The organism is Myxococcus sp. CA056 (assembly GCF_013336715.1).
GTDB lineage: Bacteria > Myxococcota > Myxococcia > Myxococcales > Myxococcaceae > Myxococcus > Myxococcus llanfairpwllgwyngyllgogerychwyrndrobwllllantysiliogogogochensis.
In genome coordinates this window covers 722,008-736,162 of the sequence record NZ_JABUMT010000002.1, presented here as the reverse complement: position 1 = coordinate 736,162, position 14,155 = coordinate 722,008, and the positions used below count along the sequence as shown (strand labels likewise).

Here is a 14,155-nt window from a genome sequence, read left to right as displayed (position 1 = left end):
TGGCGCACATGGACAGCCAGAAGCAGTCCTGGCTCGGCCCCGGGTGCGGTACACCCAGCCTCACCATGTTCCACCGCCAAGGGCCCACCCTCCTCGAGCTGGCCGAGCAGGCCATGACCTCCGTCGAACACGGCTACGACCTGCTCGCCCCCAAGTTCGACTACACACCCTTCCGCACGCCAGACCCCGTGATCCAGGCCGCCATCGACGCCCTGGGCCCTGCCGGCTCAGTCGACACCGCCCTGGACGTGTGCTGTGGCACCGGCGCCGCCATGCGCCACCTGCGGCCACTCGCCCGGGAGCGCGTCGTCGGCATCGACCTGAGCCAGGGCATGCTCGAGGAAGCCGACCGCCGCCTCTCCGGCGCTCCGGGCACCGCCGCCTTCCAGTTCGTCCGGGGTGACGCGCTGGAGATGACCTTCGACGCCGAGTTCGACGTCGTCACCTGCTTCGGCGCCTTCGGTCACATCCTCGAGTCGGACGAGCCGCGCCTGCTGCAAGGCCTCCATCGCGCCCTGCGTCCCGGTGGCCGGTTCCTCTTCGTCACCGGACATCCACCGTCGATGCTGCGTCCGGGCTACTGGGTGGCCCGAGGCTTCAACGCCGCCATGCGCGTGCGCAACGCCCTCTGGAAGCCGCCCTTCGTCATGTACTACCTGACGTTCCTGGTGCCTCGCGCCAGGGCACTGCTGGAGGCCCAGGGGTTCACTGTCGAGGTGCGCGACAGCATCCTCCCCGAGCCCTTCACGCCCCTGGCCACCGTCATCGCGACGAAGCGCTGACTACTTGCCGTCCGTCGCCTTCGCCGCGCCCTTCTCCAGGCCGCGGTACACCGTCTCCAGCCACACGTCCGTCTTGATGTAGCCCTCGCCGAAGGACTTGAGGTGCTCCGGCACGCCCTCCGCCTTCACCTGCTCCAACGTCTTGCCGGCCTCACGCCGGGTGCGCACCAGGGCCACCGACTCGCGCAGCGCCCCCACGAAGCGCTCCAGGCCCGCGCGGTCCGTCAGCGGCCCGTGGCCCGGAATGATTTTCACGTCCGCCGGGAGCGTCTGGAGCAGCTTCTCCACGTTGCGCACGTACCCTTCCACCGAGCCGCCGCTGTTCACGTCGATGAACGGGAAGGCGTCCACGAAGAACTGGTCGCCCGTGTGCATCACGTTGGAGCCCGTGAAGTACACCAGCGTGTCGCCGTCCGTGTGGCCCGCCGGCAGGTGCGTCAGGCGAATCTCCTCGCCGTTGAAGTACAGCGACATGCCCGTGTCGTAGGTGATGACCGGCAGCGCCTCCTTCTTCGCCGGAGGGACGACTCCGCGGTCCCCCCTGTCCTGCCCGACCACCAGCCGCGTGCGCACCTCGCGATGCGCCACGATGCGGCCCTCGCGGCCGAAGACGGCGTTGCCGCCCGTGTGGTCGCCGTGCCAGTGCGTGTTCAGCACATAGGCGATCTTCGCCTTGCTCAGCTTGTCCAAGGCCTTGTGAATCTTGGGCGCCAGGGGCTCGAACTGGTCATCGACGATGAGCAGTCCATCCGGTCCCACCGAGACGCCGATGTTGCCGCCCGCGCCCACCAGCATGTGCACGTTGCCCGCGACGGGACTGCTCGTCACAGAGACCTTCTCCACATCCTTCAACTGCGCCAGGGCCAGCGAAGGAATCGCGACCAGGACCGCCAGGAGGCTTCGCATGTCGGGGACTCACAAGGACAGGGGTGCGGGAAACGGAGAGGCACCATAGTCCACCGCGACCACCGTGTACTCCACCGCGCCTCGGGGTCGCTCCACCTGCACGGACTCCCCCACTTCCTTGCCCAGCAACGCCCTGGCCAGCGGCGACTCCACGCTGAGCCTCCCCGCCTTCACGTCCGCTTCATCCAGGCCGACGATGCGGTAGCGCACCCGCTCGCCCTCTTCGTCCTCCAGCTCCACCCACGCGCCGAAGAAGACACGTCCCGCCTGCGCCGGGTCTGGCTCCACCACCCGCACTTCCTCCAACGTCGCAGCGAGGTGCCGCGCTCTTCTCTCTCGCTCCTGACGCCGCACCCCGGCCTCCAGCGGCGTCAGCCCTTGCGCACCTGCGTCCGGGCCCTGCATGGACGCCAGTTCGTCCTGCAGCGCGCGGTAGCCCTCGGGCGTGATGTAGCGCTTGTCTCCCGAAGCGGACCTCGGGCGCGGCGGCACCAGCGCCTCATCCTCACCCGAGTCTTCCTTCGTGAACGCCTTCGACATTCCCGCCTCCACGAGTCGAGGCACTTCAAGGCCCCGAGATTAAGCTACGCCGCTTCCTCCATCACTCAAGGGGTGCGCGCATGGCAGGGCAGGCAAGGCTGACTGGCAAGCAGGGCCAGGAACTGGCGGGCTCTCGTGGTGGGGCCTGAACGCGCACATCCAGGGCGTCGCCGACCGACTCGCGAAGGAGGGCTTCACCGTGTTCGCGGTGGACCTCTACCACGGCCGCACGACGAAGGACGCGGCGGAGGCGGACAGGCTGCTGGCGCAACTGGACTGGGGCAAGGCCGGCGAGGAGCTGCGCGCCGCCACGGACGCGCTGCGCGAGCGCGGTGGGCCGGGCACCAAGGTCGCCGTCCTGGGCTTCTGCATGGGAGGCGCGCTGACGCTGCTGGCGGGAGTCACTGACCCGCAGCTCGACGCCGTGGTCCCCTTCTACGGGATTCCTCCGGAGACCGTGGACGTCACGCGCATCCGCGCGCCGGTGCAGAACAGAACGCGCGCCAGGCGTGGAAGCGCACCGTGGACTTCCTCCACGCGAAGCTCGGCTGAGCCTCGCGCGGAGGACGGACGACGCTCGGCTCAGGTGCCGGGCGTGGGCGCGGGCGCGGGCGTACCGGACGGCTGCTGCACGGGGCTGGGCGCCGCCTCCGGGGTGGTGGCCGGCGTGCCGGACGCCGGGGTCTCCGTGGCCGGAGTCTCCGTCGCGGGAGCCTGCTCCGGCGCGGCGGGAGCCTGGGGCGCGGTCTCTACGGGAGCGGCGGGCGCCTCACCCGAGGGCGCGAGCTGCAGGCGGTACTCCTTCACGCCCTTGGGCAGCACCACCTCCACCAGCGGGTTCTCCTTCAGCAGCGCCTCGTTCGCCTCCAGCTTCACCAGGCCATCCGCGTCGCTGAGGACGTTCAGGCGCGTACGGCCCTCGCCCGCGCGTACCCGGGCCCCCTCCACGGGCTTGCCGGAGCCATCCACCACGCGCAGCGCCACGGTCTGCCCGGGGGTGACGCCAGCGGCGCTCGGAGGAGCAATCAGCTCCTTGTAGGTCGGCCGCAGGGCACAGGCGGTCAGCAGCGAGGTGGAGGTCAGGACGACGGTCAGCAGGGCTCGGCGGAGGCTCATGGGAATTCCGTACGGACGTGAGGGGACTAACGGGCGCGGCAGCATAGCCGCAGACGGCGAGCCGCCAAGCCCCACGCCCGCCCCCTTGGGTTTGCCTGGCCCGTTTTCCCCGGCTTGCCCCTGCGTTGAACCAGGGGGCCGCAGGGCGGCCCGCTCACCGGTGGGGGCACCAGCCCTTCCACATGTCCGTCGCCGACCCCACACCTGAGGGACGGCGGGAGCGCCACACCTGCCCCTTGGGAGGCTCGAAAGCCATGGTCGAGATGATTCGCTCCGATAGAACCACCAACCCTCCCCCCTATGCGCGGGATGTGCACCGCGAGCTCAGGTACTCGGAGCTTCCAGCGGGCATCGGGATGAAGTCCGAGGAGATCCGCTTCAAGCACAACCGGTTCGTCGTCAGCGTGGCGACGATGCTCATCACCAGCTTCGTCGTCTTCTTCGTGCCGCTCTTCAACGGCCTGATTGGTGGCGCGTTCGGCGGGTTCCACGCGCGGACCATGAAGCGCGCGCTCGGCGCGGCGCTCGTCAGCTCCATCGCGCTGCCGGTGTTCATCGCGCTCTTCTCCTTCCTCGCCGGCCCCACCCAGCTGCGCATCTTCGGCGGGCTGGGGTTCTGGGGATGGACGGCCCTCTACGTCATCGGCACGTTCATCGGCGCCGCCACGGGCCCCTACTGTCGCCCGCTGTTGACCGAGGGCTTCAACGCAGCTCCAACCCCAGTGCCAGCCGACGGTCCATCGTACCGGACCACCACGACGACGGAGACCGTGACTCGCGAAGTGATTGTGGAGCGAGTGAGCCCTCCCAACGAACCTGTGCGCGAGGAGTGAGCAGCACCCCGAAGGGCCCCGCGCGCCCCAGCCACCACTCCACCTGCAGCCAGGCCCCCGCCTCGTGCGTGAGGCGGGCGTCGCCCATGCGCCAGGTAGGGGCATAGGCCGCTTCCAGGCGCACCGCGTTGGCCCCCGAGCCCGGCAGGCCCGTGCGGTGTGTCAGCGACAGGCGAGGCCCCGCCGCGGGCGTCAGGGCGTGCTCGCTCCAGTGCATCCGCGCGAGTCCCCCCACGCCCACCGCCGTGAAGCGCGAGAAGCGCGCGCCCGCGTCCACCACCACCAGCGCCTCCGCCTGCACGGTGGCCCGGTAGGGCAACGCTCGCGCCGCGTCCGAGGCCACGCGCGCCTCCGCGCCCCACCCGAGCGAGTCCCATGCGGACTCGCGGAACTGGGGCAGTTCGCGCTGCAACGTGCGGTAGCCCACCAGCGTCATGTCCGTGGACACCACGCGCGGAGGGCCCCACCGAGGCTCCAGAGACAGCTCACCATCCAGGACCCGCAGCTCGCTGCTCGACTGGAAGCCATGCAGGCGCGAGTCCCCCAACGCCTCCGCCATCCCCGCGGTGCGCACGCTCACCACGGGACGCGCCGCGCCCACGTCGGGGAAGTCCATGCCCACGCTCACCACCGTGCGCGCCGCGCCGGACTCCCGCAGCGCCGAGGCCGCCCAGCGCGTCTCGGCCTCCACCTTGCGACGACGGTCCGCCCCCAGGAAGGCCACCGCGTCGACCTCCGCCAGCACGCCGTCATTCAGCTCGCCCTGGGCCTCGGTGGCCCGGACGAAGGCGGCCTCGGTGCGCTCCGCGCGGACGAGGACCTTCAGCTCCTTCGGCGTCGGCGGGCGGCGCGGCGCCATGGCCAGCGCCTCCTGGAACAGCGCCGTCCGGTCCAGCACCGCCAGCTTCCGCTGCAGCGCGTCCTCTCGCTCGAAGACCCGCTGACGCTCGCGGATTCCCGCCTCCGCGGAGCCCTTCAGGGGTGTCTTCACCGCGAGCAACCGCTGGCGCTCGATTCGCAGCCGCTCTCCTTCCAGCCGGTCCAACGCCGCGCGCTCCACCCGCACCGCGTGGGCCACGTAGGCATGCAGCGTCTCGCGCACGGAGGCTCGGGCCTTTGGCGATGCGGAGGCGAGCACCCCGCTCACCGTCTCCGGCAGCTCTCCATAGGCTTCGCGTCTCGTGTCGGGCTCGGGAGATTGAAGACGGGCGTGAAGGCGCAGCAGCCGCGTCAGCGCGGAGGTGTCCACCAGGCCCGTGAGGGACTCCAGGGTCTCTCTTCGTATCGCGTCCGCGCGCACGGCGCGGTCTCCGGTGGACTCGAAGGCGTCCGGAATCAGCTCCAGCAGCGGGCCCGCGGGGCCTTGCTTGCCCAGCACCTCCAGCTTCGCCAGCGCGTCCAACGTGGCCGTGGGCAGCACCCACAGCGCTCCGGGGGGACTCACCTGTCGCCCGTGCTCCAGGACTCCGTTGAGGAGGAAGAGGAGCGCGCTCGCGCAGTTGTCGGTGAAGAAGTAGTAGCCCATGTACCCGCGCCGCTCGAGCTCCCAGATGCGCTCCAGCATCCGCGCCTCCTCGCCGCGAGTGAGGCGCAGTCGGAAGCGGCGGATGGTGCGTTGCTCCAGCTCCAGCGACTCGTGGGTGAGGTCGCCCATCGTCCCGGTGAGGAAGACGGTGTCGTAGCTGCCCGTCATCCCCTTCACCACGTAGCCCAGGCCTCGAGGCTCCAGTCCCGTGAGCGCCACGAGCTGCACGACGCGCTCGAAGGAAGGGCCTCGCACCTGGGCGCCCTCGCTCCAGACGGGGCGCAGCAGCAGGTGGCCGAAGAGGGACTCGGGCTGACGTCCCGTGGCCGCCACCAGGAGGACCTCGACGTGGGACAAGAGGTCCAACTCCGCCCAGGCGTCGAAGGCCGGACAGTCCCCTCGCGAGCGCGGCGCTCCGAGCCCCGTCGCCTCCACCAGCTCCGTCAGCGCGCGCGACTTGGAGAACTCCTGACAGCGCACCTGCTCGTCCACGGACAGCGCGTCCTCGCGCAGGGACTCCACCGGGACGAAGTACTCTTCAGCGAACGTCACCAGGTCCTGCGACGCGCTCTTCTGTCCGAGCGCGCGACTGAAGGCCCCGGCGTAGTGCAGGCGCGCTTCCTCCTTCCAGACCAACGGGCGCTCGAAGGGCTTCATCCAGCCCGACAGGCGGCGCCAGTTCTGGGACCGGCTCCACTGGTAGGCGTCGTCCCAGCGCTGCACCACCGCGTGCACCACGGCGCGGCGGCGCCACAGTTGCTCCGACTCCTCGTCCGTCAGTCGTGACAGTCGCAACGTCGCGCGGCGCTCCGAGGACGGTGCGTACTGGTAGAGGTGGAAGCGGGCGCGCTCCTCGGACCAGTCCGGGCGTGCCGCCGTGCCATCACCCAGCCCCAGTGGAGCGGGCTCGGGATGAAGGACGAACTCCAGCGGACCTCCTGGAAAGCGGCGCATCGCGGGCGGCAAGGCGCTCAGGCCTGCTTCCACCTCGCGCACCAGGGTCTCGTCGCTCGCTGCGGCACCTCGCAACAGGACGCCTGCTCGCTCCAGGGAGGACACGCGTTTCTTCAGGGGACGTGTGTCCTCCGTCGTCCCGCCTCGCGATGGAAGCCCGGCCTGCTCCGTCACTCGCGCGCCATCTCGCGGCGACGCTTCGTCCTCCATCGCCGCACTTCGCGATGGAGGCTCGGCCGGCTCCGTCACTCGCGCGCCATCTCGCGGCGACACTTCGTCCTCCATCGCCGCACTTCGCGATAGAGGCTCGGCCGGCTCCGTCATTCGGGCGCCATCTCGCGGCGACACTTCGTCCTCCATCGCCGCACTTCGCGATGGAAGCCCGGCCGGCTCCGTCACTCGCGCGCCATCTCGCGGCGACACTTCGTCCTCCATCGCCACACTTCGCGATGGAGGCTCGGCCTGCTCCGTCACTTGCGCGCCGCCGGGCTCCGCCCACGCGGGCAGCGTGAGCGCGAAACTCAGCAGCCACGCCGCCCGGCGCCTCACTCCACCACCTCCGCCGTCGCCTCCTCCCCACCATGGGCCGCGAGGAAGGCGCGCCGGTCCTCGTCGAGCCTCGGGTCCGTGCGCGCCAGCTCACCCACCCGCGCCAACCAGGCCAGCGCCCGCTCGGGCGTCAGGGTGCGCGTGTCCGCCATCGCCAGCAGCTCGCGGCGGTTCGCTCGCAGCAGCCGCCCGAAGGTCCCCAGGTTCTCCCGACGGATGCTCGCCGCCGACGCCAGGTCCTCCACCGTGGGCCCCGCCCCCAGCGCCAGGTCCTCCCGAAGCTGGTGCGTCCGGGAGCGCAGATACACCTGCGCGGCCCGCCCCACCTCCTCCGGCGGAGGAGGCGCCTGACGCCGCCGCTCGGCCGCCGCTATCACCCGCCAGATGACCACCCCCAGGCCAATCACCGTGGCCGCCACCGTCGTCGCCGACACCACGCGCCCATCGTTGTTCTCGCTGTTGCTCGTTTCCGAGCGCGAGTCCTTCCCCTCCCCTGCACCCTCCGACTCGCTGGTCCCCGTGTCGCTCTTGCTGGAGCGCGACTCGCTGGACCCTCCCTCCTCGGAACTGTGGTTCGAGTTCTCGCTGGAGCCCGACTCCGACTTGCTCGAATCGCCGGACCCCTTCGACGAGTCCCCGGACCCCTTCGATGAATCCCCGGGTCCGTCCGACGAGCCACCCGAGCCCGAACCCGAACCCGAACCGTCGGACGACCCCTCCGACGCGCTCATCCCTCCACTCCCCGTGGCCCCCGGCGTCCGACACCCTGTCACGCCCAGCAACACGGCCATTCCCAACGCAAGTTTCCCGGTGCGCATCATCGTCATCTCAGACTCCCCCTGAATGAGCATTCGTTCGCCGCGAGCAATGGACAGACATCCGTCCAGCCTCACGGAAGGAATTCATTGTCATGAATATGTTAGCCAGTGGCGTGCCGGCTGCGAAACAGTGATGTTTCGCGGCCTTGCGGATGACGCCATGCATCAAAGCGCGAAGCGGACGTCCCAGGGGTGCGTCACGGGCTTCGCGCCAGATGTAGGGAAAGGGCGGGGTACAAGGGCGACGCGCCGGGCATCGACTGTCGATCCCCGGCGCGCGCTCACATGAAACCTACCGCGAAAGGCCCTCCCCCCCGGTGGGCCTGCACTTCATTGTCGCGCGGTACGCACTGCGATTTCCATGCGGGGAAGCCCTGATGTCTGCTTCCACCCGGAAGCCTCAGACTCCAGGGCATGTCGCCGATAAATGCTCAACAACTCACAACTTCGACGTGTTGGTGGGATAGTGGGAGTCACTCATTGCCAGCGTATACTCAGGATATCGTGATTCGTTTGAATTCCGAGGAACAGCGTATCCTGGCGGACCTGGAAGCCCTGCTCGTCGAAGCGGAGCCGAGTTCGGAGTCCCTTCCCACACTTCTGGGGGCATTGCGCGACACGCTCAAGGCGGAGCGCGCGGTGGCCTACGGCGTGGATGTAGGGCCGGACCGCTACCACGTCAGCTATTCCTTCAACTCGGGCTTCCCCCAGGAGGGGGAGTCGGTCTTCGACGCCCTGGAGACCTTCCTGTCGGACCGGGAGAGTCTTTGGGGTTGGTATGATCCAGCCCGTCCCGCGCCGGCCCAACGCAACCGGGCGCTGCACTTCCGCTCGCTGCAGGAGTCGGAAGCGCGGCAGATGCCCTTGCATGACCTGCCCGCATATGAGGTGGGGCGGCGTCTGGGATTGACCGAGGCGGAGCTGGACGCCCAGAGAGACCGCGTCAACACCCGCTCCGGCGCGGTGTACCGGCAACTGGGCATGGAGCGCATGGCCTTCCTTCGCACCCTGGTCTGCGAGGGGCCGTCGCTCCTGGGCTGGCTGGGGTTGATGCGCGAGGAGCCCTTCACCGAGCGCGAACAGCGCGTGCTCCAGGCGTTGACGCCCACGCTGCAGCGGCGGCTGACGATGGAGACGCGCCTGCGCGAGTCGGGCCTGATGTCCACCGCGCTGGAGGTCGCGATGGAGGCGCTCGGTCGCGCCGCCTGGGTCGTCAGCGGCAGCGGCCGGGTGGTGCACGCCAACAGCGCGGGTCGGGTGTGGCTGGAGCGCGGCGAGCCGGAGCTGATGGAGCAGCTGCGCCGAGGCGCCCAGGGCATCCCCTGCTCGGGGCCGCTGACGCTCACGCCGCTGCGCACCACGGGGCTTCCCGCGCACTACCTGGCCATCGACACGGGCACCGCCTCCAGCGCCGCCGCGCGCGTGCAGGCCCTGGCCGCGCGCTGGTCGCTCACCGCGCGCGAGTCCGAGGTCCTCACGCACATCGTCCAGGGCGAGACGAACAAGTCCATCGCCGGCAGGCTGGGCTGCGCGGAGCGCACCGTGGAGGTCCACGTCACGCACCTGCTGGCCAAAGCGCACGTGGAGAGCCGCTCGGCGCTCATCGCCCGCTTCTTCCAGACGTCCTGACTCTACAATGAGCGGGTGAACGACTCCCAAGCCACCCGCATCCAGGCCGCCCACGCTCGCGCCCGACAGGCGGTGGAGGCAGGTCCCCGCTCCGCGCCCCCTGACGGTGTCCCCCGCCGACGACGGCTCGCCCTGGGCGACCCGCAGGCGGACTTCGACAAGGTCCTGGGCATCCTCGACCACCACGGACTGCTGGGCGCGGACGGCTGGCTCCTGCCCGACGTGCAGCTCATCTCGGTGGGAGACCACTTCGACTGGGGTCGCCCCGAGGAGCGCCTGCACGCGGCGAACAGCGCGCTCGCGCTGGTGGCCTGGCTGGCCGCGCATCCCGCGGACCAGGTCCTCCTGATTCTGGGCAACCACGACCTGGGCCGCGTGGGAGAGCTGGCCGGCTTCGACGACGCCCGCTTCACCGTCGCCCAGGCGGAGGCGGACCGCGTCTACCAGAAGGGCCTCACCGATGAGGCCGGGGAGAAAGCCTTCCTGGCGCGCTGGCCCCAGGTGCCCACGGCCGAGCTGGTGGCCCGCGACTTCGGCAACTTCCTGGAAGCCCAACGCGCCTGGGTGGAGCACCTCTTGCGCGTCCGGCGCTTTCGCACCGCGCACGCCGCGGGCCCCGGGCTGCTGGTGCTGCATGCGGGCGTCACCCACGAGGACCTGGACGTGACGGGCCTTGCCCCCGAGCGCCGCGCGGACGCGGACGCGGTGGCCCACGCGCTGAACGCGACGATGGACGCGGCGGTGGAGGCCTGGACGCACGGACGGCTGGAGGTGCCGGGCCTGCACCAGCCGGGCGACGCCGCGCGCGGCGAGGGCACGGGCATCTTCTACCAGCGCCCCAGCACGAAGCCGGAGGACGCCGAGCGCACGCGTCAGACGCCGCGTCGGCGCTTCGACCCCAGGCGGCTTCCCTCGGGACTCACCCAGGTGGTGGGGCACACCCGCGACAAGCGCATCCGGGAGCTGATGGGCGTCACTTCGGGCACGGCGCTCGACGGGGTGGTGCGCCACCTGGTGACGGACGGCACGCGGGTGGACTGCGCGCACGGTGCCCCGCCAGCCACGGGCCCGGCGGAGGCGGTGCTCGTCTTCATCGACGGCGGGATGAGCCACTGTCCCGTCGACGCGTACGAGCTGTTCGACCTCGGTCTGCGCGCCGCCGTACGAGCGACGGCGCGCTGACCTGAAGGACTACTTCGGCGCGGGCTGGGCCTCCGCCTGGAGGCCGGCGAGCTTCTTCTCCAGCCCCTTCATCATGCGCGGCGACACCTGCGAGGCGGGCAGCGTCTTGGCGTAGGCGATGGCGTCCTCCACCGTCTTCGTGGCGCCGGAGACGTCCTTGCGCGCGACGTGGATGTCGACCCGGTTGGACAGCACGTTGATGCGGCGGGAGCCCTTCACCCGCGCGAGCGCGCGGTCACTCGCCGCGAGCGCATCATCCAGGCGCCCCTGCAGCCGGTACAGCGTGGCCAGCCGCGCGGGCGGGTTGTAGTCCTGGGGCAGGTCCTTCTCGCTCTGCTCCAGCGCGGGCACGGCGCGCTCGGGCGTGCCCAGCTTCATCGCCGCCAGCATGCGGTGCGAATCAAAGACGGAGCGTGCGTCGGGGTTGGGCGCCTTGGCGGCCTCCGCCTCCAGGAACGCCAGCCACTCGCCCGCGAGCGCCTTCACGCCCGCCTCGTCCTTCTCCAGCTCTCGCGCGCCCACCCGCATCTCGTAGAGGCCGGAGCGGTCATCCCCCGACATCTCGATGATGGGAGCGCCCATGGCCTCGACCACCTTGGCCTCCAGGGCCACGCGCAGCTCCTTGCTCGCGGCCTGGTCCGGAATCGACAGCGCGCACATCAGGCCCATCATCGAGGCGTTGGCCCACGACAGCGAGCGCGGCGTGCCCGGCAACAGCTCCAGCGCCTTCTTCGCGCACGGCTCCACCTGCATCGCGCCGTACATCGCCGTCATCAGGGACTCCACCGCGCGGCCCCGACGGGACCAATCCGCGGGCGCCTCGGCCAGGGCCTCCGTCAGCGTCTCGACGGCCTCCGCCGAGCGTCCCTCGCCGTAGAGCGCGTCACCGCGCGCCAGGAGCGCCTCCGCGCCGGTGATGCCGCCCTTGTAGGCGCGCTCACCGTCCTCGAAGAGCTTCACGAGCTGCGCCACCGTGGCGCTGCCGGCGAAGCGCAACAGCGGCTTCTCCTCGCGCGGGTCGATGACGTACAGCGTGGGCCAGAACTCGATGGGGAACTTCTCCTGGAACGCCGCGTTCTGGGTCAGGTCGGTGTTCACCTCCAACCAGACGTAGCGTCCGGCATGGCGCGCCAGCGACTTGTCCGACAGGACATACGCTTTCATGGAGCGACAGGTGTGACACCACGGTGCCCAGACGTCGACGAAGAGGGGGATGCCCTTCGCCTTCGCCTCGGCGAGCGCGCGGGCGTAGTCATCCTCGATGAACGGCAGGGGGGCTCCGGCATGCGTCGCATCCGTGGACACGGGGGTGTTCGTGTTCGCGGCGGTGCAGGCGACGAGCCCCAGCAGCAACAGGCAGGCGGCGTGGATGCGCATGGCGGCGGACCCTACCGCGCCCTCGCCGCTCTGTCCCTCAACGACATCCGCCACGCAAGCAACTGGGCACCCGCTCCCGCACATGCTCTGGTGTGCGCGGACCTCCGATGACGAGAGACCCCTACACCCTGCGTGATTCCCTCGCGTCCGCCCTGGACGCCCTGCCCGCCCCCGAGCGCTTCCCCGAGGCGTCGGACGCGGACCTGGCCCGGCGTCTGGCCGAGCGGCTGCGCAGGGACCTGCTTCCCCGCCTGGGTTCCGCGGACGCGCCCCTGTTGCTGGTGGCCATCGCCGGCCCCAACAACGTGGGCAAGTCCACGCTCTTCAACGCGCTGGTGGGCGCGCCGCTGTCGCCCGCGAGGCCCGAGGGAGGCCTGACGAAGCAGTGCCTCGCGGCGGCCCACCCGGAGACGTGGACGGGCGCGCTGAAGGACTTCCTCACCCGTCGGTACGACACGGTGCCCGTGGCGCCGGGAGCGCTCGCGCCCGTGGACCAGCCGGGCCCCGCGGGGCGGCTGTACCTGGTGCTGGCGGACGCGGTACCGCGCGGGCTGCTCGTCATGGACACGCCGGACTTCGACAGCGTGTACCGGGAGAATCGCGAGCGCGCGGAGGCGTTGCTCGTCACCGTGGACGTGCTCGTGTTCGTGGTGAGCCGGCAGACGTACCAGAACGCGGCGCTGGTGGACTTCCTGCGCGCAGCCGTGGGCCATGGGCGGCCGTACCTGCTCGTCTACAACGAGGCCTCGCGCGAGGAGGTGGCGCGTGGGCACCTGGACAAGCTGGCCTCTGACGTGGGCCATCCTCCGCTCGCGCGTTACCTGGCGCCGCACCAGCCCGACGTCGAGGCGGGCCTGCGGGCCCTCGCGACAGAGCCGCTGGACGGGAGTCCTCCGCTCGATGCCCTCCTGGGGGAGGCCGAGCACGCACGGGAGCTGAAGGCCCGGGCGCTGGAGGCGTCGCTCGCGGATGCGCGGGCGGAGCTGGAGGCGGTGGCGCGCGCGTCGACTCGCGCGGCGAGCGAGCCGGAGCGGCTGCGGCAACGCCTGCGTCACGAGCTGGAAGGCGTGGGACGCGCGGCGGCGCTCAAGGCGGTGCCCGCGGACGTGCTCATCGATGCCTTCCGCGACGAGTTGGATGCGCGCAGCCAGTTCCACAAATGGGTGCGGCTGCCCTTCCGGGGACTGGCCACGGCGCTCACGTACGTGAGTCGCAAGGTGCGCCAGTCCTTCACGGGGCCGGAGCCGGAGGGCTCGCAGACGCCCTCGCGCACGGTGGACGCGACGATGACGGATGGGGTGCGGCGGCTGGTGGATGCCTTCGCGCCGGAAGTCGCCGCGTGGCGCGGAGACCCCGAGACACGAGAGAAGCTGACCGAGGCCTTCGGGCCCGTGACGCTCGCGAAGCTGGAGGAGCCGCTGGGCTTCGAGTCCCTGCACGCCCACGCGGCGGACCGCGCCACGCTCTATGCCTACTGTCGCGAACTGGTGGCGGGCGAGCTGCAGGGAGGCATGCGCGAGGAGCTGCTCCAGGCGCTGACGACGCTGGTGTACTCGGTGCCGTCGGGCGCGGCTGCGGTGGTGACGGTGGCCACGGGCGGCTTCGGCCATGACGCGGTGGTGTGGGCGGGGACGCTTTTGTCCACGCCGCTGATGGAGCGCTTCGTGGACCTGCTGGGCGCCCAGGTGCGTGCCCGCGTCACCCGCAAGTGGGCGGACGCACATGGCGCCACGCTGGCCCGCGCGCTGGAGACGCGGTTCTTCTCGGACGTGCTGGGTCACCTGGATGGGCTGGCGGACGACTGGAACCACACCGCCGCGCGGCTGGAGGCCACGCGGGCCGAGCTGTCGTGACGGCTGGCGGGTGGACGAGCCGTCGTCCTCCTGGTTCAGCGGGCTGGGAGGCGTGCGCACTGAGACACCGAGGCGACACCGCGCGGACGGA

General features: G+C 70.8%; 11 protein-coding genes and 1 pseudogene. 6 read left to right on the top strand and 6 right to left on the bottom strand.

Going from position 1 to position 14,155, the window contains the following annotated elements:
- Positions 1 to 65 precede the first annotated feature (65 nt).
- Entirely contained in the window at positions 66 to 782 is a 717-nt protein-coding gene (locus tag HUA76_RS10675) for a class I SAM-dependent methyltransferase (RefSeq protein ID WP_141643666.1), read from the top strand.
- On the opposite strand, the gene HUA76_RS10670 is transcribed toward HUA76_RS10675, so the two are convergent.
- Positions 783 to 1,688 carry an MBL fold metallo-hydrolase gene (locus HUA76_RS10670; protein ID WP_174460774.1) on the bottom strand — a complete coding sequence of 302 codons (906 nt, stop codon included), beginning with the start codon at positions 1,686 to 1,688 and terminating at the stop codon, positions 783 to 785.
- Positions 1,689 to 1,697: 9 nt separating this feature from the next.
- The gene (locus tag HUA76_RS10665; RefSeq protein ID WP_174460773.1) at positions 1,698 to 2,228 is read right to left on the bottom strand and encodes a GreA/GreB family elongation factor; all 531 of its coding nucleotides are present in this window, start codon (positions 2,226 to 2,228) and stop codon (positions 1,698 to 1,700) included.
- Between the two features lie 145 nt (positions 2,229 to 2,373).
- Between HUA76_RS10665 and HUA76_RS45250 the strand changes: the two are divergent.
- Positions 2,374 to 2,658 (top strand): annotated as a pseudogene (locus HUA76_RS45250) (dienelactone hydrolase family protein); the annotation flags it as partial.
- Between the two features lie 152 nt (positions 2,659 to 2,810).
- On the opposite strand, the gene HUA76_RS10655 reads toward HUA76_RS45250, so the two are convergent.
- The 3 genes from HUA76_RS10655 to HUA76_RS10645 all read right to left on the bottom strand — a co-directional run bounded on the left by HUA76_RS10655 (position 2,811) and on the right by HUA76_RS10645 (position 7,642).
- Positions 2,811 to 3,344: a hypothetical protein gene (locus tag HUA76_RS10655; protein ID WP_174460772.1), complete on the bottom strand. Its 534-nt coding sequence runs from the start codon at positions 3,342 to 3,344 to the stop codon at positions 2,811 to 2,813.
- 702 nt (positions 3,345 to 4,046) lie between these two features.
- Positions 4,047 to 6,761 carry a DUF4105 domain-containing protein gene (locus tag HUA76_RS10650; RefSeq protein WP_371823460.1) on the bottom strand — a complete coding sequence of 905 codons (2,715 nt, stop codon included), beginning with the start codon at positions 6,759 to 6,761 and terminating at the stop codon, positions 4,047 to 4,049.
- A 440-nt stretch (positions 6,762 to 7,201) separates the two neighbouring features.
- Positions 7,202 to 7,642, bottom strand: coding sequence for a hypothetical protein (locus HUA76_RS10645; RefSeq protein WP_141643651.1), 441 nt, complete (start codon positions 7,640 to 7,642; stop codon positions 7,202 to 7,204).
- Here HUA76_RS10645 and HUA76_RS10640 point away from each other — a divergent pair.
- The 3 genes from HUA76_RS10640 to HUA76_RS10630 all read left to right on the top strand — a co-directional run bounded on the left by HUA76_RS10640 (position 7,614) and on the right by HUA76_RS10630 (position 10,834).
- Positions 7,614 to 8,048, top strand: a complete 435-nt coding sequence (locus HUA76_RS10640; RefSeq protein ID WP_174460770.1) for a hypothetical protein — start codon at positions 7,614 to 7,616, stop codon at positions 8,046 to 8,048. The two genes, HUA76_RS10645 and HUA76_RS10640, sit on opposite strands and share 29 nt — an antisense overlap.
- A gap of 479 nt (positions 8,049 to 8,527) precedes the next feature.
- A complete protein-coding gene (locus tag HUA76_RS10635; protein ID WP_141643653.1) occupies positions 8,528 to 9,652 on the top strand; it encodes a helix-turn-helix transcriptional regulator in 1,125 nt (374 codons plus the stop codon).
- Between the two features lie 15 nt (positions 9,653 to 9,667).
- Complete coding sequence (locus HUA76_RS10630; protein ID WP_174460769.1) at positions 9,668 to 10,834, top strand: metallophosphoesterase; 1,167 nt, start codon at positions 9,668 to 9,670, stop codon at positions 10,832 to 10,834.
- A gap of 9 nt (positions 10,835 to 10,843) precedes the next feature.
- On the opposite strand, the gene HUA76_RS10625 is transcribed toward HUA76_RS10630, so the two are convergent.
- A complete protein-coding gene (locus tag HUA76_RS10625) occupies positions 10,844 to 12,211 on the bottom strand; it encodes a thioredoxin family protein (RefSeq protein WP_174461190.1) in 1,368 nt (455 codons plus the stop codon).
- Between the two features lie 107 nt (positions 12,212 to 12,318).
- Here HUA76_RS10625 and HUA76_RS10620 point away from each other — a divergent pair, with 107 nt between their 5' ends.
- Entirely contained in the window at positions 12,319 to 14,064 is a 1,746-nt protein-coding gene (locus HUA76_RS10620; protein WP_174460768.1) for a GTPase domain-containing protein, read from the top strand.
- Positions 14,065 to 14,155: the final 91 nt, after the last annotated feature.